This is a genomic window from Mesorhizobium sp. ES1-4 (assembly GCF_020164745.1).
Taxonomy (GTDB): Bacteria; Pseudomonadota; Alphaproteobacteria; order Rhizobiales; family Rhizobiaceae; genus Mesorhizobium.
Genome location: NZ_JAIUGV010000008.1, coordinates 91,869 through 112,592, shown reverse-complemented (window position 1 = coordinate 112,592; position 20,724 = coordinate 91,869). Strand labels below are relative to the sequence as shown.

Genomic DNA, 20,724 nt, shown 5'->3' with positions numbered 1-20,724 from the left:
GGAGCCGGCTTGCCAGCTTTGAAACACGGCATGCTTGAAATCAGGAACATATCCAAACGCTATGGCGAGACGGTCGCGCTCGCGGAAGCTTCGATCGCATTCCGGGCGGGAACCATCCACACCATCCTGGGCGAGAACGGCTCGGGCAAGAGCACCATGGTCAAGCTCTTGTCCGGTATCGTCCAGCCGGACGGCGGTACGATCCTGCTGCAGGGCAAGCCGTTTTCGGGCAGCATCCCTTCGGCCTTCCGGGCACAAGGTTTCGCCACGGTCTTTCAGGAGGTGCTGATCGCACCGGATCGTAGCGTCACGGACAACATATTGCTCGGCCTTGACGGGCTGGTGCGGCGCACAGTGCCGCGCAGCGAACGCCGCGACAAGGCGGCAGCCGCGCTGAAACGCTTTGCCGTTACCGACGTGCCTCTCGACAAGCCAGCCGGCCTGTTGCCGCTCGCCGCGCAGCAACTCGTCGTTCTCGCCCGCGCGGTTGTGCGCAACCCCAAGATCCTGATCCTTGACGAAGTTACCGCCGCGCTGGACTTCGCCGACCGTGAATCCGTTTTCTCGCTGATGCGTACCTTGGCCGGTGAAGGCTGCCTCATCCTGTTCATCACCCATCGCATGGACGAGGTGATGTCGCTTTCGGATCGTATCTCGATCCTTCGCGGCGGCACCGTGGTGCGCACCGAGGAGCGCGGCGCCTCGACACCGGCGGAACTGTTGAAGGCCATGGCGCCACGCACGGCAGCGGAGCTGGCGCATGGCTGATCGCTCCGCCCTTACGGTCCGCGACCTCGTCATTGCGCCGGGTGCCAGCGCGGTCACGCAAACGATCGCTTCGGGCGAGATCGTCGGCCTTGCCGGCCTCGACGGTCATGGCCAGGAACTGTTCCTCAAGATGCTCGCTGGCCTCGCGCCGCCGCTCAGTGGCTCGATCGAGTCGGCCGTGCCCGGCTCGTCGCACAAGATCACAGGGTTCCGCGGGGCCGTCGCCAGCGGCATCGCCTATCTGCCACGCGACCGGCGCGCGAACGGCATTTTTCCCACGCAGTCGGTGCTTGACAATTTCGCGGTCTCGACGCTTTCGCGCGACACACGCTTCGGCCTGATCAGTCCAGCGGCGCGCAAGGCACGCTACGATGCCTATCGCGAGAAACTTTCGATCGTCGCGCCCCGTCCCGACGCGCCGATCACCACTTTGTCGGGCGGTAACCAGCAAAAGGTGCTACTGGCGCGAGCGCTGGCGTTGGAGCCCGCCATCCTGCTGCTCAACGACCCCACACGCGGCGTCGACGTGGCGACGCGGCATGTTCTCTATGATGTCTTTCGCGGGCTTGCCGCCGACGGCATGGGGCTCGTCATCCTGTCCAGCGAGATCGAGGAGATTCTTCTGCTTTGTCGTCGCGTGCTGGTGTTCAGGGAAAACGAGGTTGCGGCGGAAATCTCGGGGGAAGCGATGAATACCGATAGCGTGATAACGGCCATGTTCGGGCGCGCGGCATGAACCCGCGCCTTTTGGTTCGGGCGCGCGGCATGAACCCGCGCCTTTTGTCGCTTTCGCGAAGCGTCGGCTTCGCTGTCGTGCTGCTGGTGATCCTGCTTGCGGTCAATCTAATCCTCAGCCCGGCGCGATTCACGCCGGGATCATGGGGCGCGCTGGTCGGACTGGCCGCTCCGCTGATTGGCGCCGCAATCGCTTCGACACCGGTGATCCTCGCCGGCCGTGGCGGCATCGACATTTCGGTCGGGCCGCTGATGGGTTTCGTCAACGCTGTCGTGATCCAGGTGCTTTTCCTCAAGGCCGGCATTTCGTCGCCCCTGTTGCTGGTTCCGGCTGCCCTGCTTATCGGCGCGCTGGTCGGCGCGGCCAACGGTTTCCTGGCGACCGTCGTGCGCATCCAGCCGATCGTCGCCACGCTCGGCACCTATCTGATCCTCACCGGCGTGACGCTGACGATCCTGCCGGCGCCGATCGGCCCGGCGCCCGCCTGGCTCAAGGCGCTGGCTGGTCCCTGGTCAATACTGCCGCTGGCGGTGATGTTCCTCGTCTGGTGGCTGGTGCGACGGCTCCCCTACTATGACCAACTGATGGCGGTCGGCAGCGACGACCGCGCGGCCTACACCGCCGGCGTCGATGTCACGCGGGTGCGCTTCATCGCCTATGTCATAGCAGGCATCTTTGGCGGCTGCGCCGGGCTGATGCTGACCGCGCTGATCGGCTCCGCCGACCCCAATATCGGACCGACCTACACGCTGATCGCCATAGCCGCCGTCGCGCTTGGCGGCGTCAGCCTGGCCGGCGGCCGTGGCGGCGTCGCGGGTGCCGCGATCGGCGCCATCGACATCTTCCTGCTGCAGAGCGTGCTGACGACGTTCAACGTCTCGACCTTCGTGCTGCAGATCGCCTATGGCGCCATCCTGGTCCTCGCCGTGATGCTGACCGCGCTGCAGGAACGTCTAGCCATGAGGGCACGCTGACATGGCCGGCCGGAACCTGTTCGCGACAACCAATGCCCGCGTCATCGGCGCCTTTTGCGTTGCGACCCTCTTGCATCTTGCGGGTGCCGTTCTCATTCCAGGCTATTCCTCGCCATTTGCGGTGCGCGCCATGCTGGTGCTGGCGTCGCTGCTCGCGGTCGCCTCGATCGGACAGACACTGGTCGTCATCATGGGCGGCATCGACCTGTCCATTCCCTTCGTCATCGGCTTTGCCAACGTCGTGGCGGCGCAGCTCTATGGCGATGGCTGGAATTTTGTCCTCGTCTGCGGCCTCGTCGGCGTGCTGGCGCTCGTCATCGGCGGGCTGAACGGGTTGATCTCGCGCAGCCTCGACATCCAGCCGCTCATCGTCACGCTCGGTATCGGCATGGTCGTGCAGGGGCTGGTGCTGTTGTGGACGGCCGGTTTCCCGTCAGGCTCAGCACCTCAGGCTGTTTCCAGCTTCGTGTCGATCGGCGGCTCGGCCGGGCCGCTGCCGGTTCCGTGGCTGGTGCCAAGTCTTGTCGTGCTGTCGGCACTCGTCGTTCTGGTGCTGGAGCGGACGCCCTATGGACGGCGGCTCTACGCACTGGGCAGCAATCCTGGCGCGGCGCCGCTGGCGCTGATCGATCCCGTCCGCATGTGGATCGTAACTTATGCGGCGAGCGCCTTCTTCGCAGCCGTCGCGGGTGTGCTGCTGCTCGGCTTCACCGGCTCGGCCTATGGCGATGTCGGCCAACCCTATCTGTTCCAGACCATCGCCGCCGTGGTCGTCGGCGGCGCCGCGCTGGTCGGCGGGCGTGGCAGCTATCTCGGCACGATTGCCGGGGTGCTGGTGCTGACCGAAATCAACACACTGCTGATCGGGCTTGGCTTCCAGCCTTCGGCGGTGCAGGCAGCACTCGGCCTCATCATCGTGCTGCTGGTCTCGCTCTACGGCCGAGAGCGGCACGTCTCGACGACGATATAAGGGCGGCTACTGCAACCGCCACAGCTTGCGGGCATTCCCGGACAGCAAACCGTCCCGCTCCGCCGTGCTGCAGCCTGAAAGCAACGCATGGGTAGCCCCTACCCATGTGGAGAGGCCACCGCCGAGCGTGCACACCGGCCAATCGCTGCCCCAGACGACGCGATCCCAGCCGAACGAACCGATCGTGTGTTCGACATAGGGCCGCAGCGTCTCGACGGTCCAACTGCCGGGGTCGGCATAGGCGATGACGCCGGAAACCTTGGCCATGACGTTCGGGCGCCGCGCGATCTCGCTCATGTGTTCGCGCCAGGGATGCTCGGTCTTGCCTTTGATGTCGGGGACGCCGCAGTGGTCGAGCACGAACTGGACGTCGGGCGCCAGATCGGCAAGGGCAATCGCCCTGGGAATCTGATGCGGCAGCACGACGAGATCGAATGTCAGGCCAGTGCCGCCAAGCCGCTTGATGTTCTGGCGAAACAGCGCCCCTTCGGAGAGGTCGTCCGGCACGACATGGAGCACGCGGCGGAAGCCTTTGACGAAGCGATTTGCCTGCTGGCGTTCGAGATAGGCAGGGAAATCCGCCGCTTCGGGCCGGCAGGATGCGATCGCTCCGGTGAGCATGCTGCCGGCCTGCCGCGACAGGTCCTCGACGCGGGCGGTCTCCGCCTCGATGTCGGCGGGATCGACATCGACCTCCATATGCAGCACGCGTTCGACACCGACCCGCTGCGCCTCCGTGGCGTACTCCTCATAGGAAAAATCGCGGTCGAGCGTCGGCACGCCGGCAAGCCAGGGGTAGCGCAGGGCCGAGCGATCGATCAGATGCAGATGGGTGTCGACGATCATGGCGAACTTCCTCCGGTAGCTTTCTCAAATCATCTCACGGAGGAATTCTTCATTCAAATAAGAATTCACTCTGATGGACCGACGGCCGACCCGGCCAGATGCGACAGCTGTTCACAAGTTACCAGCAACAGCTCGATGGTCCGGGTGATATCGGGCGCCGACGGCGTGTTGATCACGGTGATATAGGGGATCGACAGCGCCGCAATGGCCTTGCCGTCGGAACCGCGCAGCGGGGCGGACAGATTGAAGACGCCGGCCGTCTGCATGGAAGCCATCATCTCGTAGCCGCGGCCGCGAATCTGGTCGAGGCGGGCGAAGAACTCGGGCGACTGCGCGGTCTTGTCGGTGCTGCGGACATGTTCGGAAATCATCATCCGCCGTTCTTCCGGCGAACGGAAGGCGAGCAGAACATGGCCTGAACCGGTGTCGAACAAACTGATGTGGGAACCGACCCGGATCGATATGCCCCAGTAATTCGGGGCCTCCTGCTGGGCGATCACCACGGCGGAACCGCGATCAAAAACAACGAGTTGGTTGGCCTGCTGCGAGGTCTCGGCCAGCTCGCGCATCAGCGGTGTCGCATAGGAAACCAACCTGCGCACCGGCGCATGTAACTGCGCTAGGCCGAACAGCTTTAGCGTCAGCGAATAGCGGTCACCGTCGAGCCGCGTGACATAGCCACGCCGCACCAGCCGGTCGAGCATGCGGTAGAATTCGTTGGGACTGCGGTCGAGCTTCTTGGCGATTTCGGCTTGAGTCAGGCCGCCATCGACGCCGGCCAGCAGTTCAAGGATGTCGAGCCCCTTGTCGAGCGCCGGCGCGCGATAACGCTCATCTTCGCTGTCGTCCATAAAGGCATCCCTCCAGTGAATTCGATTCTTCATATACGCAGGAACGCAGTCTACGGAAACAAATTTCGGCTTGACGTATGTGTGAATGTTTTGTTTGTATATGAATGTAGCACTTCTTGTCACGCGGACAAGTTGCGGTCGCGCCAAGGCGCACCCAGGGAGGAAACCAAATGAACAGACTGCTGTCCGGCGTATGCGCCGGTGCATTGGTGCTTGCGTCAGGTGCAGGCACTGCCCTTGCCGGCGACCTGCCCGGCAAGTTCGAAGGCGTGACCGTCGACGTGAAGCTGATCGGCGGCCAGCAATATGAAAAGCTCTACGAGCGGATCCCCGAATGGGAGAAGGCGACCGGAGCCAAGGTCAACATCCTGACCAAGAAGAACGGCTTCGATATCGACAAGGAGCTGAAGTCCGACATCGCCTCGGGCAGCACCAACTGGTGTGTCGGCTGGAACCATTCCTCGTTCGCGCCGCAATATACCGGCCTCTATACCGACCTCAGCAAGCTGTTGCCGAAGTCCGAGATCGACGCCTTCGTACCCTCGACGATCAAGGCGGCGACCATCGACGGTAAGCTGGAGATGCTGCCGCGCGCGCAGTTCGATGTCTCTGCGCTCTACTACCAGAAGAGCCTCTACGAGAACGTCGACAACAAGACCAAGTTCAAGGCCAAATATGGCTATGATCTGGTGCCGCCGGACACCTGGAAGGAAGTGACAGACCAGGCCGAGTTCTTCGCCAACCCGCCGAATTTCTACGGCACCCAGTTCGCCGGCAAGGAAGAGGCCATCAACGGCCGCTTCTACGAGATGGTTGTCGCCGAGGGCGGCGAATATCTCGACAAGGACGGCAAGCCCGTCTTCAATTCCGAAGCCGGCATCCGCGCGCTCGACTGGTTCGTCAACCTCTACAAGGCAAAGGCTGTGCCGGTCGGAACCACCAACTATCTCTGGGACGATCTCGGCCAAGGCTTTGCTTCGGGCACCGTCGCCATCAATTTGGACTGGCCGGGCTGGGCCGGTTTCTTCAACGATCCGAAGTCGTCGAAGGTGGCGGGCAATGTCGGCGTCAAGGTGGCGCCGAAAGGCTCCGCGGGAGTACGCACCGGCTGGTCGGGCTTCCATGGCTTCTCGGTGACGGAGAACTGCCCGAACAAGGAGGCAGCCGCATCGCTCGTGTGGTGGCTGACCAACGAGGACAGCCAGAAGCTCGAGGCAGCCGCCGGCCCGCTGCCGACCCGCACCGCGGTTTGGGACTGGGACCTGCAGCAGGCGGCGAACGATCCTTACAAGAAGGAGGTTCTGTCGGCTTTCCAGGAAGAAGCCAAGCACGCTTTTGCCGTGCCGCAGACGCCTGAATGGATCGAAATCTCGAACGCCGTCTATCCCGAGTTGCAGGCCGCGATCCTCGGCGACAAGACCTCCAAGCAGGCGCTGGATGAAGCCGCCGCCAAGGCGACGCAGATCCTGCAGGACGCCGGCAAATTCTAACAGCACTCCCAAGGCTGCCTCCCCCATCAGGAATGGGGGAGGCGATCGCGTCTTGAGTGGATGCGCCGCATTGTCCTCCGTCGCCGCGTTCGACAAGGACGCGGGCAACGAAAACAACATGTCATGGAATCCTGGATGAAGGGCTTCAAGCCATCCGCACCATTCCTGCTGTTGCTTCCGGCCATCATTGTGCTGGCGGCGGTCGTCGTGGTGCCGCTGATTCTGTCGCTCTATTCCAGCTTCACGCCCTTCCGCCTGACCAAGCCCGAAACATTCTTCGTCTTTATCGGCTTCCGGAACTATCTTTCGATCCTGTCCAATACCGATTTCTGGTGGGCCTTCGGGCGCACGGTTCTGCTTTTGACGATCGCGCTCAATCTTGAAATGTTGCTCGGCCTCGGCCTTGCCATGCTGGTCGAGAAGGCCACACGCGGCCAGCGCATCCTGCGCACGCTGATGATGTTTCCGATGATGTTCTCGCCGATCCTCGTCGGCTTCCAGTTCAAGTTCATGTTCAACGACAATATCGGCCTCGTGAACAATGCCTTGCAGTCACTCGGCATCACCAGGGAGGCCATACCGTGGCTGATCGAAGGTCACCTCGCCTTCATCGCCATTTCGGTTGCCGAGATCTGGTCGTCGACGGCGATCTTCGCCATCCTGATCCTCGCAGGGCTGCTCGCCATGCCCAAGGAGCCGATCGAGGCTGCGCGCGTCGATGGCTGCACACCGTGGCAGACATTCCGCTATGTGACCTGGCCGTTCGTCATGCCCTTCGCCTACATCGCCATGACCATCCGCTCGCTCGACGTCGCGCGCGCCTACGACATCGTCAAGATCATGACCGATGGCGGACCCGCCGGCCGCACCGAGCTGTTGTGGACGCTGGTGGCGCGCACCGCCTACAGCGACGGACGCATGGGCATGGCCAATGCCATGGCCTATTTCTCCATCCTGCTGTCGATCGCCTTCACCGTCTATTTCTTCAACAAGCTCGCCGCGGCGCGCACGCAGATCGGCGCGGAGTGGTGAAGATGGACGAGAATTCTTCCGCCCGCCTGAAGCGCCGGCTGCTTGATATCGTCTATCGCATCGGCCTGTTCCTGGCGATGCTGACGATCTGCCTGCCGGGCCTGTGGATCGTGCTGTCGTCGCTCAGGCCAACGGTCGAGATCATGGCCAAGCCGCCGGTGTGGATCCCGCAGGAGGTTTCGTTCGACGCCTATGTCGCGATGTTCTCAGGGATCGGCAAAGGCGGCATTCCGGTCATCGAATATTTCCGCAACTCGCTGATCATCTCGGTGACCTCGACGGTGATCGCGGTCGCCATCGGCATGGCCGGCGGCTATGCCTTCGCGCGCTACCGTTTCCGCGGCAAATCGGGCGTTTTCCTCGGCCTGATGCTGACGCGCACGGTGCCCGGAATCGCGCTGTCGCTGCCGCTGTTCTTCCTCTATGTGCGGCTGGGCGTCATCGATACGCATTTCGGGCTGATCCTCGCCTATATCGCGCTCAACGTGCCCTTCACCATCTGGCTGATCGACGGCTTCTTCCGCCAGGTGCCGAAGGACCTCGCCGAGGCGGCGCAAATCGACGGCTGCACGCGCTGGCAGGCCTTCTGGCAGGTCGAGTTCCCACTCGCCGGGCCAGGCATAGCCTCGGCAGCGATCTTCGCCTTCCTGACCTGTTGGAACGAGTTCGCGCTGGCCTCGCAGCTGACCCGCTCCGTCAGCGCCAAGACGCTGCCGGTCGGGCTGCTCGACTACACGGCCGAATTCACCATCGACTGGCGCGGCATGTGCGCGCTTGCCGTGGTGATGATCATCCCGGCGCTCACACTTACCTTTATCGTCCAGAAACACCTTGTCGGCGGCCTGACATCCGGCGCGGTGAAAGGCTGATCCCATGGCAACGGTTTCCCTCAAAAAGCTGACCAAGCGCTACGGCAACATCGAGATCGTGCATGGCATCGGCCTCGACATCGCCGACCGCGAATTCATCGCGCTGGTCGGGCCATCCGGCTGCGGCAAGTCGACCACGTTGCGCATGATCGCCGGGCTGGAGGAGATCAGCGCCGGTTCGATCGAGATTGGCGGGCACGTCGTCAACGATTTGCCGCCGCGCTCGCGCAACATCTCGATGGTTTTCCAGTCCTATGCGCTCTACCCTCACATGACGGTGCGCGAAAATCTCGGCTTCTCCCTGAAGATCGCGGGCGCAGCCAAGGAGGACATGGATCGCCGCGTCGCCGAGGCCTCGGCCATCCTCGGCCTCGACACGCTGCTCGACCGTCGGCCGTCGCAATTGTCCGGCGGGCAACGCCAGCGTGTCGCCATGGGCCGTGCCATCGTGCGCGATCCCGATGTCTTCCTGTTCGACGAACCGCTTTCCAATCTCGATGCCAAGCTGCGCACGCAGATGCGCACCGAGATCAAGAAGCTGCATGCCAAGGTGCGCTCGACGGTGATCTACGTCACCCACGACCAGGTCGAGGCGATGACGCTCGCCGACCGCATCGTCATCATGCGCGACGGCCATATCGAACAGGTCGGCACGCCGGACGAAGTCTTCCGGCGGCCGGCGACGCGCTTCGTTGCAGGGTTCATCGGCTCGCCGCCGATGAACCTGCACGAGGCGGTGATCGACGACGGCCAGCTGGTTTTCACCAGCGGCGCCAAGCTGCCTTTGCCCGGCCAGTTCAAGGCCAATGTCGCCGCCAGCGACAAGGTCGTGTTCGGGCTGCGGCCGGACGACATCTATCCGACCGGCCATGGCATCAGCTCCGGCGGTGCCGCCGAGGTGCACCAGATCGAACTGCCGATCACCGTCACCGAACCGCTCGGCAACGAGACTTTGGTGTTCGTCGAGTTCAACGGCAGCGACTGGGTCTCGCGCATGCTGAACCCCCGCCCGCTGCGGTCCGGGGAGCGCGTCGCCATGAGCCTGGACCTGTCGCAGGCGCATCTGTTTGCCACCGAGACCGGAAAGACATTGCGGAGCTGACCGACATGGCCAAGATCGAAAAGATAGAATTGCGGATGGTGGACCTTGTGCCCAAGGTCAAGCGCACCGACGCGATCCAGAGCTTCGTCAGCCAGGAAACCCCGATCGTCACCATCACCGATTCCGACGGCGCGGTCGGAACCGGTTACAGCTACACGATCGGCACCGGCGGTTCGTCGGTGATGCGGCTCTTGTCCGATCATCTGGCGCCGCGCCTGATCGGCCGCGATCCGGACATGATCGAGGCAATCTGGCACGACCTCGAGTTCGCCACGCACGCCACCACGATCGGCGCGATCACGGCCATCGCCATCGCGGCGGTCGACACGGCACTTTGGGATCTCCGGGCTAAAAAACAGAACCTGCCGCTATGGAAACTTGCCGGCGGCGCCAAGGACCGCTGCCCGCTCTACACGACCGAAGGCGGCTGGCTGCATATCGAGACGGCAGCGCTGGTCGACGATGCGCTGGCCGCCAAGGCCAAGGGGTTTCGCGGCTCGAAGGTCAAGATCGGCAGGCCGCATGGATCGGAGGACCTTGCGCGACTGTCGGCGGTGCGCAAGGCCGTCGGCGACGGCTATGAGATCATGACCGACGCCAATCAGGGATTCTCCGTCGACGAGGCGATCCGGCGTGCGGCGAGGTTGCGCGAACTCGACCTCGCCTGGATCGAGGAGCCGCTGCCGGCCGACGACATAGACGGGCATATCAGGTTGTCGAATTCGACGCCGACGCCGATCGCCATCGGCGAGTCGCTCTATTCGATGCGCCATTTCCGCGAATACATGCAGAAAGGAGCCTGCTCGATCGTGCAGGTCGATGTCGGCCGCATCGGCGGCATAACCCCCTGGCTCAAGATCGCCCATGCGGCGGAGGCCTTCGACATTCCGGTCTGCCCGCATTTCCTGATGGAACTGCATGTCAGCCTGACCTGTGCTGTTCAGAACGGCCGATATGTCGAGTACATTCCGCAACTCGACCAGTTGACCGGCAGGCATATGCGCATCGAGGATGGGCATGCGCTGGCGCCCGACGAGCCGGGTATCGGCATCGACTGGGATTGGGACGCGGTCAAGGCCATGAGCATCGCCGAATTCACCACGGCGATCACCAAACAGGGGAACTGACATGCAGCGGATGGGAATGATTCTGGGGCTGAAGCCGGAGAAGGTCGAGGAGTATGTCCGCCTCCACGCCGCCGTCTGGCCCGACGTGCTGGCCACGATCTCGGCCTGCAACATCAAGAACTACTCCATCTACCTGAAGCGGCCGGAGAACCTGCTGTTTTCCTATTTCGAGTATCACGGCACCGACTACGCGGCCGACATGGCCAAGATGGCGGCCGACCCGAAGACGCAGGAATGGTGGTCTGTCTGCATGCCCTGCCAGGAGCCCTTGGCGAGCCGAAAGGATGGTGAGTGGTGGGCTTCGATGGACGAGGTCTTCCATCATGACTGAGGCCGGTTTCGACCCTGCCTCGCTCGTTCAAACCTGGCCGAAACCCTCGATCCCCCGGCCGATCGTCACCTTCGGCGCCGGCTCGATCGTCGGCGACGCGCATTTTCCTGCCTACCGCAAGGCGGGATTTCCGATCGCGGGCCTCTACGATCCGGACCAGGCTAAGGCGCGGGCCCTGGCCGACAAATGGGGCGTGACGGCGTTCCGCTCGGTGGAAGAAGCCGCTGGCGTCAAGGACGCGATCTTCGATCTGGCAACGCCACCGGGGCGGCACGCCGAGATCTTGAAGGCTCTGCCCGACGATGCGTTCGCACTGATCCAGAAGCCGATGGGCAACTATCTCGGCGAGGCAACCGAAATCCTCGAAATCTGCCGTGCCAAGAAACTCAATGCAGCCGTGAATTTCCAGTTGCGCTTCGCGCCGATGATGCTGGCGCTCAAGGACGCCGTCGCCAGGGGCTGGCTCGGCGAGGTCGTCGATTTCGATGCCTGGCTGGCGCTGGCGACGCCGTGGCAACTGTGGGAATTCCTGCTCAAGGCGCCGCGTGTCGAGATCGCCATGCATTCGATCCATTATCTCGACCTGATAAGGCAATTGCTCGGCGATCCCAAAGGGGTGCATGCCAAGACACTCGGGCATCCCAACCACAAGGTGGCGCAGACGCGCACCAGCGCCATTCTCGACTATGGCGACACCGTGCGCTGCGCGCTGTCGATCAACCACGACCATAAATTCGGCCGCCGGCACCAGGCCTGCGAATTCCGTATCTGCGGCACCGAGGGTGCCGCGTACCTAAAGCTCGGTCTCAACCTCGACTACCCCAAAGGTGAACCGGACATCCTGGAGATCTATCCGAAAGGCGGGACTGATTGGATTGCGGTGCCTTTAGACGGTGAATGGTTTCCGGACGCCTTCGTCGGGCGCATGTCCAATGTCCAGCGCTTTGCATCTGGTGAAGACGACGAGCTCGTCAGCTCGGTCGAGGATGCCTGGAACACGATGGCGCTGGTGGAAGCCGCCTACAAATCGAGCGCGGCGCCGGCGACGCCGATCCCGGAAAGACCCTGATGGAACAGATCACCTATTTCGACGACTACGAGATCGGCTCGACGCGGCTGACCAGCGGCCGCACCATTACCGAAACCGACTTCATCGTGCATGCCGGCCACACCGGCGACTTCTTCCCGCACCACATGGACGCCGAGTACATGAAGACGACGCCGTTCGGCCAGCGCATCGCGCATGGCACGCTGGTGTTCTCGGTCGGCATCGGGCTCACGGCGAGCGTGGTGAACCCCGTCGCCTTCTCCTATGGCTATGACCGGCTGCGCTTCATCAAGCCGGTGTTCATCGGCGACACGATCCGCACACGCACCACCATCGCCGCCAAGGAGGACGACCCGAAGCGACCGGGTTCAGGGCGGGTGATCGAGCGCTGCGAGGTGATCAACCAGCGTGGCGAGGTTGTGCTGGCTGCCGACCATATCTACATCGTCGAACGCAAGCCGGTCTGAGGCAGTGTCCGTTATGCGCCGGTGGCGCGCTTGGTGACACGTTCGAGCCCGAGCAGCAGGATCAGCGTCGCCGCCACCAGGATCATGGTTAGTGCGGCTCCTGCAAAGATGTCGCCGCGATCGGTCAGGGAGAAAATCGACACCGGCAGCGTCACCCAGCCCGGCGGATAGACCATCACGGTCGCGCCGAGTTCACCCATGGAGAGCGCGAAGCTCAAGCCGAAGGCGGCGACCAGGTAAGGTGCAAGCAAGGGCAGCGTGACGTGCCAGAGCCGGTAGGCTGGCCGCGCGCCAAGGCTTGACGCGACCTGTTCGAAGTCGGGCGACAGCCGTGCCAACCCGGCCGAGACATTGCCGAAGGTGAAAGCCGAGATCAGCACGAAATGCGAGATCATGACGATTGCGATTGTGCCGTTGAGCAGCAGCGGCGGATGGCTGAACGCGACCAGTAGCCCGAGGCCGACGGATACCGAAGGCACCGCGCTGGGGATGAAGAACAGCAGGCCGAGCAGCCGCTTCAATGCAGGCCCTTGAAGACGAAGCGACAATGCCGCCCAGGTGCCGCTGACCAGCGCCAATGCGCTTGCCGCGAATCCGGTGATGAGGCTCGCCTTGACCGAATTCCATGCTGCGCCCCTAGCGACGTCGGCGTAATGCGCTGTCGTCAGCCCCCTGGGCAGCACGCCATTCCACTGGTCTGCGAGGCTGGACAGAAGGATGACCGCCAGCGGCGCCAGGAACAGCACGCCGAAGATCAGCGCGAAGAGCATCCACAGCACGATGCGACCAGGGCGCGACCAGACCAGCACGGCTAGGCTCCCAACCGGCCGGCGGCGAACCGGTACAGACCGAACAGACCGAGCGAGAGCGCGATGTTGACCACCGCGATGATGCAGGCGACCTGATAGGCCGATTCCTGGATCGCCTTGCCGTAGATCAGCAGCGGCAGCGTGATGACGCCCTTGGCGCCGATGAACAGCACGATGCCGAATTCGTTGACGGTGAGCAGCAGGCACAGGCTCCCGCCGGCGATCATCGCGGGAACGGCGGCAGGCAGGATGACCTGGCGGACGATGCGGAACGGCCGGGCGCCAAGCACGCTTGCGGTTTCGATCTGGCCCCGATCGACCAGCGAAAAGGCGGCGAGCAGCGGCCGCAGGATGAAGGGCGTGTAGACGGTAACCTCGGCCAGAACCACGCCCCAGGTCGAATAGAGGAAATCGACAGGCGGCAGCGGCAGCGAAAAGGCCTCCATCAGTCCGGAGTTGAGCATGCCGGCGGAACCGTAGAGGAAGGTGAAAGCCAGCGTCACCAGGAAGGTCGGCAGGGCGATGAAAGTGTCGATCAGCCTGGCGATGAAACCGCTGCCGGGGAACGGCACGAAGGCAAGGATCAGCGCCAGCACGAGGCCGACGATCAGGCATCCGGCGGTTGCCGCGACCGAGATCGTCACCGTGTTGACCAGCGCGTTGAGGAAGAAACGCGAATTGAGGACGCGGATGATCTCGGCGACATTGGCGACGCCGCTGTCGTCAAGGAAGGCTTGCCGAGCGATCAGCGCCAGCGGATAGAAGAACAGCAGCGCCAGCAGGGCCGCCGGCGGCACGATCCACAGTCGGCCCGGCTCTCGCTTCCTGACTGTCGGCGCACCAATGGCAAGCGCTTCAGACACCGGCGTCTTCCGGAAGAAGCGAGGTGTCGGTCGGCGCGAAGAACAGCGGCACCCTGGCGCCGGGTTCCGGCAACGCCGTGGGCAGTTTCGTTGCCGAGACGCGCACCGGCGTGCCGCCGACATCGAGCACCAGATGCGTGAGTTCACCCTGCCAGTGCACTTCCCTGAGCGTGCCGACGATGCGGTTGGTGTGCTCGCTGTCCGCTGTCAGGCTCAGATGCTGCGGCCTGATGCAGAGCAGGCTCTTGTCGCCGGCCCTCTCGTCGCGGCCGGCCCCGGTAAGCACGACGTCGCCATGCCTAGCCGTGGCGAAGCCCTTCGGCCCGGCCCCCTCGACGACCGTCACCGGCAGAAGATTGGCGCGGCCGAGGAACTCGGCGGTGAAGCGGTTTGGCGGACGGCGGTAGAGTTCCGTCGTCGGTCCGTGAGAACAGACCCTGCCGTCGCGCATGATGGCGATCTTGTCGGCAAGCGTCAGTGCTTCGGTCTGGTCATGGGTGACATAGAGGATGGTCAGGCCCGGCAGGCTGCGATGCAGCCGGGCGATCTCCTCGACCATGTTGCGGCGGATCTGCGCGTCGAGCGCCGAAAGCGGCTCGTCGAGCAGGAGCACGCGGGGCCGCACGGCAAGCGCCCGCGCAATCGCGACGCGCTGCTGCTGGCCGCCCGAAAGCTCGCGAGGATACCGCCGGGCAAACGTCGCCATGCCGACGGTGGCGAGCGCATCTTTCACCCGTTCGCCGATCAGCGGCTTGTCGGCGCCTTGTGCCCGCAGGCCAAAGGCGACGTTGTCCTCGACCCTCATATGCGGGAACAACGCGTAGTTCTGCACCACCATGCCGAGACCGCGCTCGTAAGGCGGCAGGTCGGTGACGTCGGTGGCACCGATGCGGATGCGGCCGCTCGCCGGCCGCACGAAACCGGCCACCGCCCGCAAGGCGGTGGTCTTGCCCGAACCTGAGGGGCCGATCATCGCCAGGATTTCGCCAGGAGCGATATCGAGCGTCAGCGGGTGCAGGACGACATGCGTGCCATACGCGACGCTGACCTTGTCGAAGTAGACGTTGGAACCGGCGCCGCGAACCTTCGCGGCGTCGATATCCATGACACTGTTACCCGTGAAGGTGACGGCCGACATGGCGTTGTCCTCCGGATCCTGTCCCTTGGGGATCAACTTCCGGTCGCTTCGTTCCACTTCTTGACGTAGGCGGGAAGCTTGGCCAGCGCGTCGTCCCAGTTCGGCGACCAGATGGTCAGGCCCTTCATCGCCGCCTGCAACTTGGCGAAATTGGCGTCGGACGGCGTCACGTCCTTGCGGGCGGGCATACCGATGGCAATCGAGCTTACGGTCGACTGGGCTTCCTTGGACAGCAGGAAGTCGATCAGCTTCTTGCCATTGTCGCCATTGGGCGCACCGGTGACCAGACCGATTTCATAAGGCAGCGCGAAGGTGGAGCGGGTGCCGTCGGGTCCCGCCGGCCAGAACACCTTGATGTTCGGGTTGTCGGCCATCTGCGACATGTTCATCTGCAGATCGCCATTGGCGACATGCAGTTCACCCTTGTTGACCAGAGCGGTCAGCTTGCCGGTCGAGGCGGACGGGCCGACATTGTTGTCCTGCAGCTTCTTCATGAAGGCGAAGCCCGCATCCTCGCCGCCGAAAGCATGAATGATCTGCAGCATCACGGCAGTGCCGTCGCCGGCCTGGCCGGGCGTCGAATACTGGATCTTGCCCTTGAACTTCGGATCGAGCAGGTCGTCGTAGGTCTTAGGTGCTTCCGACAGCACCTGGCTATTGTAGATGAAGTTCATGTAGTTGTTGACCAGCGGCCGGTACTTGTCGGTGCCGCCGTCAATCTGGGACGCGGCCTCCGGCTTGTAGTCCTGCAGCAGGCCGTCCGCGGCGGCGCGCTGGATGAAAGGCGGCAAGGTCACCAGCACGTCGGCCTGCGGGTTCGACTTCTCCTTCGCGACGCGCTCGACGACGCCGCCCGAGCCTGCCTCGATATACTGAACGGTGATGCCCGTGGCCTTGGTGAAGGCGGCGAATTCGGTCTCGTACCAGCTGCCGTTGCCGTCATGGAGGCCATCGGCGGAATATATGGTGACGACGCCGTCGGCGAGCGCCGGTCCGATAAGAGCCGACGAGGCCAGCAGCGATGCGGCAAAAGTCATGGCAATGGTTGCAGTTCGCGATTTCATAACGAGTTCCCCTTTTGATTGAAGGCACATTCTGCGATGCACTAGGACCAACCGGCCTTGGATCTCTGACGGACGTTGAGCCGGTTGGATGTCGTCGTTGTGACAACTCTGGGGATCGGCGATCGATAAGTAAAATCTATTTATTTTATGAGAGCCAAACTTCCTCTGATATTTGTCATGGAACTGTCGCATCCATGTCGTGGACGCGGCCGTGGCAGAACGCAGGCCGGCTATCCGCTTGAAGAATATTGGTTATCAGCGGAACGCAATGCCTGCCGTCTGTGCCCGCAATCGCGGATCATGCGAGCGGATGGTCACCGGGCGGCCCTCGAGTATCTCGAAACAGCGCGCGAGCGTATCGTCCTCAAGCCGGTGCATCGCCTCACGCGTGAAGAAAGTGAGATGCGGAAGAAGGATCACATTGTCGCGACCGAACAGCTCGCTCATCGGATGGCCCGACTTTGCCAGCGGCTCCACCGAATAGACATCGAGCCCGGCGCCACCGATGCGCCCGGCCACGATCGCCGCGACGAGCGCAGCCTCATCTATCAGCGCGCCGCGTGAGACATTGACGATGATCGCGGAAGGCTTGAGGCAAGCGAGCTCCGCCTCGCCGATCAGCCCGCGTGTCCTGTCGTTCAACACGCAATGGATGGAAACGAAATCACAGGCACGCAACATGGCATGGAGGTCGCCGGCTTTCTCGATGCCGGAGGCGTGCATCGCCGCGGCATCCACACCGGGGTCAAAGCCAAGGACGCGCGCGCGAAATCCCTGGCCTGCCATGCGGGCCATGCTGCGGCCGATCTTGCCGCAACCGACGAGCCCAAGCGTGGCCCCTGCTATATCGCGCCCCAGCCAGGTTTGCTCGGGCCAGATCCAGCCATCGCGCGACATTGCCCGTGTGATCGCCGGCAGCCGCTTGGCGAGCGCGATCATCAAAGCGAAGGCACCTTCGGCGACGGTCTCTTCGGCATAGTCGGGCACGTTGACCACGGGAATGCCGCGTCGCATCGCGGCGGGGATGTCGATGGCATCGATGCCGACGCCATATTTGACGATCCCCTTCAGCCTCGGCGCCGCGTCGATCACCCGCGCCGTGATCGGCGTGTAGCACATGAGCAGAAGATCCGCGTCGGCGACCGCATCGGCGAGATCGGCTTCGGGGATGCCGTCCGGAAGCGTCACCAGGTCGACGCCCCTCGCCCGCAAGCCGGCGTCAATACCCGGACATTCGAGTTCCCGGTCGGTACGGACGGCCTTCATGGTCAGGCCGCCAGCACCGCGGCTTCGACGATGTCGAGCGCGCGATCGAGATCGGCCTTCGAAATGACCAGCGGCGGCGAGAGCGTCAGCACGTTGCCTTGGCTGATCTTGAAGCTCAGGCCTTGCTCGAGACAGGCATAGAAGACACGCTCGGCAAGATCGCGCGCGGGTTGACGCGTGGCGCGATCCTCGACGAGTTCGACACCGACCATCAGCCCCCTGCCCCTGACGTCGCCGACATGGGGCGAGCGCGCCATCAGATCCTGCATGCGCCCCAGCATATGCCGACCGAGTTCGGCCGACCGTTCGACCAATCCCTCTTCCAAAATGATGTCGATCGTCGTCAGCGCGGCGCGCGTCGTTACCGGGTTCTTCTCGTGGGTGTAATGGCCGATGGCAAAGCCGCCCGTGACGTCGAGGTCGCGGCGCGCGATGACGGCGGCGATCGGCAAGATGCCGCCGCCGAGCGATTTGCCGAGGACGACGATGTCGGGCGTGACGCCGTCATGCTCATGGGCAAAGAATTTGCCGGTCTTGCCGAGGCCGGTCGGGATCTCGTCGAAGATCAGCAGCGTGCCATAGCGGTCGCAGGCCTCGCGCACCCGCTTCCAGAAACCGGGCGGCGGTGGATTGGGCGTCGCCCGCATCGGCTCGGCGACGACCGCCGCCACGTCCTGTTCGCGGCCGAGCACATAGGCGATCATGTTGACACAGGCGAGCCCCGATGCCTCCAGGGAATGGTGACCGTAAGGGCAGCGATAGCCGTCCCAGGGAGCGACGTGCTCGGTGCCGGTCATCATCGGGCCTGCGATATGCGAGCGGAACGTCGCCTCGCCGCCGACGCTGGCCGCGCCGAAGCCGGCACCGTGGAAAGCATCCCAGAACGACACGGTCTTGAAACGGCCGGTGGCGGCGCGCGCGATCTTCAGCGCGACCTCGATGGCATCGGAGCCGCCGGTGGTGAACAGCACCTTGCCGAGATCGCCTGGCGCGAGGGCCGCCAGTCTCTCCGCCAGTTCGACGGCAGGCTCGCAGGTGAAGCGGCGCGGCGCGAAGCAGAGGTCGTCGAGCTGCTTCTTGATCGCCGCCACCAGTTTTGGGTGGCCGTAGCCGAGGTGATGCACGCTGTTGCCGTGGAAGTCCATGAAACGGCGACCGGCGGTGTCCTCGATCCAGATGCCCTCGGCCTTGGCGATCGTCGAAAGGCAGGGGCTGGACAGGCTCTGGTGCATGAAGGCGGCCGCGTCGCGATCGAGCAGGCCGCGGATGCGGGGATCGTCCTGGCCGGCATCCCAGCGGCCGCGGGCCGCCGTGGTGTTGGAATCGCCCTCGGTATGCACAAGCTCGGTTATCGCGGCCATCATTGTCTCCGAAACGCGAATGAGGGAGCGCGAAACGCCCCCTCGATTTGTCCTGCCAGCCAGTGTGATCCGGTCAGGACCAGGGCAGCGAAAACGTCTTCACATTGGTGTAGCTCTTCATCGCCTCGATGACGCCTTCCTTGTAGCCATTGCCCGAATCCTTGATACCGCCGAAGGGCGACATCTCGATGCGGTAGCCCGGCACTTCCCAGATGTTGACCGTGCCGACCTGCAGGCCGGCGATGTATTTCTGCATGCGGGGAAACGAGTTGGTGCAGACGCCCGACGACAGTCCGAAGGCGGTCGAGTTGGACAACGCGATCAGCGCCTCGTCATCGTCGGGCGCGCGCACGATGGGGATGATCGGCCCGAAGGTCTCTTCCATCACCAGTTCGGATGTGTGCGGCACACGATCGACAACGATCGGCGGCAGCAGCGCGCCCTGGCGGCCGGGATTGTAGAGAATCTCGGCGCCCTGCTCGGCGGCCATGTGGACGCGGGTTTCGAACAGCGCCGCCGCCTTCTCGTGCACAACGGTGCCGAGATCGGTCGCGCGGTCCATCGGGTCGCCGAAGCGGATTTTCTTCGCCCGCTCCAGCACCAACGGCACGAAGCGATCGGCGACGCTCTCCTGGACCAGGATTCGCTTGACCGCGGTACAGCGCTGGCCGGAGTTTTTGGTCGCACCCGCCAGGGCGAGATCGGCGGCCTTGGCCAGATCCTCGTCGGAGAGATCGTTGAGAATGATCAGCGGATCGTTACCGCCGAGCTCCAGCACCTGACGCTTGTAGCCGGCGGTGCGCGCGATCATCTTGCCGACCGGCACGCCGCCGGTGAAGGTGATGAGATCGATGTTGTCGTTGGTGATCATCTCGTTGCCGATATCGGCCGGCCAGCCGGTCACCACCGAGAGCATTTCCGGCGGCAGGCCGGCTTCGTAAAGGATGTCGGCGAGCAGCAGTGCCGTCATAGGCGTCAACTCGGTCGGCTTCACCACAACGCAATTGTTGGTGGCGATCGCCGGGGCCACCTTGTGCGAGACCATGTTGAGCGGGTGGTTGAACGGCGTGATCGCCGATATCGCCTTCAGCGGCTCGCGCGTGGTGAAGATCTTGCGCGCCTTGCCGTGGGGGGTGAGATCGCACGAGAATATCTGGCCATCGTCCTGGATGCACATCTGCGCCGACAGCGTGAACACGTCATAGGCGCGGCCGACTTCGTAGAGCGAGTCCGTCTTGGAGATGCCGAGCTCGAGCGTGATCAGATCGGATATCTCCTCCCGGCGCGACGCCAGGGCTTCGGCGGTGCGAAACAGGATCTGCTGACGCTCGTAGCGGGTCAGCTTCGATTTGTAGCCGGCGGCAATCTCGAAGGCTTTTCGCGCATGCTCGGCGCGGCCGGCGGGAACGGTTCCGATGACGGTGTCGTTCCAGGGGTAACGCACCTCGACTATGCTGTCGGCATCGACTTTCTTGCCGGCAATGCGCATCGGCTCGTGGCGAACTTTGATGGCAGGGTCAAGTTTGGTCATGGGCTCTGCTCCAGCAGCTTCTTGGGTCCGTTGGGGCACAGGGTCGACCCCCACTCCGGCCCTCCGGGCCACCTCTCCCCC

At 63.6% G+C, this 20,724-nt stretch carries 21 protein-coding genes; 12 read left to right on the top strand and 9 right to left on the bottom strand.

Translation table 11 applies throughout. The features are described 5' to 3' along the window. Positions 1-30 precede the first annotated feature (30 nt). The 4 genes from LB556_RS16880 to LB556_RS16865 are packed head-to-tail and all read left to right on the top strand — an operon-like array spanning position 31 to position 3,448. Positions 31-768, top strand: coding sequence for an ATP-binding cassette domain-containing protein (locus LB556_RS16880; protein WP_224568863.1), 738 nt, complete (start codon positions 31-33; stop codon positions 766-768). Next, the gene (locus tag LB556_RS16875) at positions 761-1,504 is read left to right on the top strand and encodes an ATP-binding cassette domain-containing protein (RefSeq protein ID WP_224568862.1); all 744 of its coding nucleotides are present in this window, start codon (positions 761-763) and stop codon (positions 1,502-1,504) included. Before LB556_RS16880 ends, LB556_RS16875 begins: the two co-directional genes overlap by 8 nt. 29 nt (positions 1,505-1,533) lie before the next feature. After that, positions 1,534-2,478, top strand: coding sequence for an ABC transporter permease (locus tag LB556_RS16870; protein ID WP_224569083.1), 945 nt, complete (start codon positions 1,534-1,536; stop codon positions 2,476-2,478). A gap of 1 nt (position 2,479) precedes the next feature. Next, entirely contained in the window at positions 2,480-3,448 is a 969-nt protein-coding gene (locus LB556_RS16865; protein WP_224568861.1) for an ABC transporter permease, read from the top strand. A 6-nt stretch (positions 3,449-3,454) separates the two neighbouring features. Here the strand turns inward: LB556_RS16865 and LB556_RS16860 are convergent, their stop codons facing one another. Beyond that, positions 3,455-4,294 (bottom strand): amidohydrolase family protein, encoded by an 840-nt coding sequence (locus tag LB556_RS16860; protein WP_224568860.1) that lies wholly within the window; start codon positions 4,292-4,294, stop codon positions 3,455-3,457. A 65-nt stretch (positions 4,295-4,359) separates the two neighbouring features. Further along, positions 4,360-5,145, bottom strand: coding sequence for an IclR family transcriptional regulator (locus LB556_RS16855; RefSeq protein ID WP_224569082.1), 786 nt, complete (start codon positions 5,143-5,145; stop codon positions 4,360-4,362). 170 nt (positions 5,146-5,315) lie between these two features. Between LB556_RS16855 and LB556_RS16850 the strand changes: the two genes are divergently transcribed. The 8 genes from LB556_RS16850 to LB556_RS16815 all read left to right on the top strand — a co-directional run bounded on the left by LB556_RS16850 (position 5,316) and on the right by LB556_RS16815 (position 12,611). Next, positions 5,316-6,635 (top strand): ABC transporter substrate-binding protein, encoded by a 1,320-nt coding sequence (locus LB556_RS16850; protein ID WP_224568859.1) that lies wholly within the window; start codon positions 5,316-5,318, stop codon positions 6,633-6,635. 135 nt (positions 6,636-6,770) lie between these two features. Beyond that, the gene (locus LB556_RS16845; RefSeq protein WP_224568858.1) at positions 6,771-7,667 is read left to right on the top strand and encodes a carbohydrate ABC transporter permease; all 897 of its coding nucleotides are present in this window, start codon (positions 6,771-6,773) and stop codon (positions 7,665-7,667) included. Between the two features lie 2 nt (positions 7,668-7,669). Next, a complete protein-coding gene (locus LB556_RS16840; RefSeq protein ID WP_224568857.1) occupies positions 7,670-8,536 on the top strand; it encodes a carbohydrate ABC transporter permease in 867 nt (288 codons plus the stop codon). A gap of 4 nt (positions 8,537-8,540) precedes the next feature. Next, entirely contained in the window at positions 8,541-9,638 is a 1,098-nt protein-coding gene (locus LB556_RS16835; RefSeq protein ID WP_224568856.1) for an ABC transporter ATP-binding protein, read from the top strand. Positions 9,639-9,643: 5 nt separating this feature from the next. Next, a complete protein-coding gene (locus tag LB556_RS16830) occupies positions 9,644-10,765 on the top strand; it encodes a mandelate racemase/muconate lactonizing enzyme family protein (protein ID WP_224568855.1) in 1,122 nt (373 codons plus the stop codon). Position 10,766: 1 nt separating this feature from the next. Then, a complete protein-coding gene (locus LB556_RS16825) occupies positions 10,767-11,096 on the top strand; it encodes an L-rhamnose mutarotase (RefSeq protein ID WP_224568854.1) in 330 nt (109 codons plus the stop codon). Then, positions 11,089-12,165 carry a Gfo/Idh/MocA family protein gene (locus LB556_RS16820; RefSeq protein ID WP_224568853.1) on the top strand — a complete coding sequence of 359 codons (1,077 nt, stop codon included), beginning with the start codon at positions 11,089-11,091 and terminating at the stop codon, positions 12,163-12,165. The genes LB556_RS16825 and LB556_RS16820 overlap by 8 nt, the downstream gene beginning before the upstream one ends. Continuing rightward, positions 12,162-12,611: a MaoC/PaaZ C-terminal domain-containing protein gene (locus LB556_RS16815; RefSeq protein WP_224569081.1), complete on the top strand. Its 450-nt coding sequence runs from the start codon at positions 12,162-12,164 to the stop codon at positions 12,609-12,611. Before LB556_RS16820 ends, LB556_RS16815 begins: the two co-directional genes overlap by 4 nt. 11 nt (positions 12,612-12,622) lie before the next feature. Here the strand turns inward: LB556_RS16815 and LB556_RS16810 are convergent, their stop codons facing one another. The 7 genes from LB556_RS16810 to phnY all read right to left on the bottom strand — a co-directional run bounded on the left by LB556_RS16810 (position 12,623) and on the right by phnY (position 20,643). Continuing rightward, positions 12,623-13,420 carry an ABC transporter permease subunit gene (locus LB556_RS16810; protein WP_224568852.1) on the bottom strand — a complete coding sequence of 266 codons (798 nt, stop codon included), beginning with the start codon at positions 13,418-13,420 and terminating at the stop codon, positions 12,623-12,625. Positions 13,421-13,422: 2 nt separating this feature from the next. After that, positions 13,423-14,283, bottom strand: coding sequence for a 2-aminoethylphosphonate ABC transporter permease subunit (locus LB556_RS16805; RefSeq protein WP_224568851.1), 861 nt, complete (start codon positions 14,281-14,283; stop codon positions 13,423-13,425). Next, complete coding sequence (locus LB556_RS16800) at positions 14,276-15,421, bottom strand: ABC transporter ATP-binding protein (RefSeq protein WP_224568850.1); 1,146 nt, start codon at positions 15,419-15,421, stop codon at positions 14,276-14,278. Before LB556_RS16800 ends, LB556_RS16805 begins: the two co-directional genes overlap by 8 nt. Positions 15,422-15,453: 32 nt before the next feature. Next, positions 15,454-16,485, bottom strand: a complete 1,032-nt coding sequence (locus LB556_RS16795; protein ID WP_224568849.1) for a 2-aminoethylphosphonate ABC transporter substrate-binding protein — start codon at positions 16,483-16,485, stop codon at positions 15,454-15,456. Positions 16,486-16,740: 255 nt separating this feature from the next. Then, positions 16,741-17,751 carry a 2-hydroxyacid dehydrogenase gene (locus LB556_RS16790; RefSeq protein ID WP_224568848.1) on the bottom strand — a complete coding sequence of 337 codons (1,011 nt, stop codon included), beginning with the start codon at positions 17,749-17,751 and terminating at the stop codon, positions 16,741-16,743. A gap of 2 nt (positions 17,752-17,753) precedes the next feature. After that, a complete protein-coding gene (locus LB556_RS16785) occupies positions 17,754-19,112 on the bottom strand; it encodes an aspartate aminotransferase family protein (protein ID WP_411908596.1) in 1,359 nt (452 codons plus the stop codon). Positions 19,113-19,185: 73 nt separating this feature from the next. Next, positions 19,186-20,643, bottom strand: a complete 1,458-nt coding sequence (gene phnY / locus LB556_RS16780) for a phosphonoacetaldehyde dehydrogenase (protein ID WP_224568846.1) — start codon at positions 20,641-20,643, stop codon at positions 19,186-19,188. Between the last annotated feature and the right edge of the window lie 81 nt (positions 20,644-20,724).

What these genes read in the sequence shown, in the direction of transcription:
- LB556_RS16870 (WP_224569083.1), top strand. Translation starts at nt 1,534, where the DNA reads ATGAACCCGCGCCTTTTGTCGCTTTCGCGAAGCGTCGGCTTCGCTGTC.
- LB556_RS16850 (WP_224568859.1), top strand. Translation starts at nt 5,316, where the DNA reads ATGAACAGACTGCTGTCCGGCGTATGCGCCGGTGCATTGGTGCTTGCG.
- LB556_RS16860 (WP_224568860.1), bottom strand. Translation starts at nt 4,294, where the DNA reads ATGATCGTCGACACCCATCTGCATCTGATCGATCGCTCGGCCCTGCGC.
- LB556_RS16855 (WP_224569082.1), bottom strand. Translation starts at nt 5,145, where the DNA reads ATGGACGACAGCGAAGATGAGCGTTATCGCGCGCCGGCGCTCGACAAG.
- LB556_RS16830 (WP_224568855.1), top strand. Translation starts at nt 9,644, where the DNA reads ATGGCCAAGATCGAAAAGATAGAATTGCGGATGGTGGACCTTGTGCCC.
- LB556_RS16835 (WP_224568856.1), top strand. Translation starts at nt 8,541, where the DNA reads ATGGCAACGGTTTCCCTCAAAAAGCTGACCAAGCGCTACGGCAACATC.
- LB556_RS16880 (WP_224568863.1), top strand. Translation starts at nt 31, where the DNA reads ATGCTTGAAATCAGGAACATATCCAAACGCTATGGCGAGACGGTCGCG.
- LB556_RS16820 (WP_224568853.1), top strand. Translation starts at nt 11,089, where the DNA reads ATGACTGAGGCCGGTTTCGACCCTGCCTCGCTCGTTCAAACCTGGCCG.
- LB556_RS16800 (WP_224568850.1), bottom strand. Translation starts at nt 15,421, where the DNA reads ATGTCGGCCGTCACCTTCACGGGTAACAGTGTCATGGATATCGACGCC.
- LB556_RS16865 (WP_224568861.1), top strand. Translation starts at nt 2,480, where the DNA reads ATGGCCGGCCGGAACCTGTTCGCGACAACCAATGCCCGCGTCATCGGC.
- LB556_RS16785 (WP_411908596.1), bottom strand. Translation starts at nt 19,112, where the DNA reads ATGGCCGCGATAACCGAGCTTGTGCATACCGAGGGCGATTCCAACACC.
- LB556_RS16840 (WP_224568857.1), top strand. Translation starts at nt 7,670, where the DNA reads ATGGACGAGAATTCTTCCGCCCGCCTGAAGCGCCGGCTGCTTGATATC.
- LB556_RS16795 (WP_224568849.1), bottom strand. Translation starts at nt 16,485, where the DNA reads ATGAAATCGCGAACTGCAACCATTGCCATGACTTTTGCCGCATCGCTG.
- LB556_RS16825 (WP_224568854.1), top strand. Translation starts at nt 10,767, where the DNA reads ATGCAGCGGATGGGAATGATTCTGGGGCTGAAGCCGGAGAAGGTCGAG.
- phnY (WP_224568846.1), bottom strand. Translation starts at nt 20,643, where the DNA reads ATGACCAAACTTGACCCTGCCATCAAAGTTCGCCACGAGCCGATGCGC.
- LB556_RS16790 (WP_224568848.1), bottom strand. Translation starts at nt 17,751, where the DNA reads ATGAAGGCCGTCCGTACCGACCGGGAACTCGAATGTCCGGGTATTGAC.
- LB556_RS16845 (WP_224568858.1), top strand. Translation starts at nt 6,771, where the DNA reads ATGAAGGGCTTCAAGCCATCCGCACCATTCCTGCTGTTGCTTCCGGCC.
- LB556_RS16875 (WP_224568862.1), top strand. Translation starts at nt 761, where the DNA reads ATGGCTGATCGCTCCGCCCTTACGGTCCGCGACCTCGTCATTGCGCCG.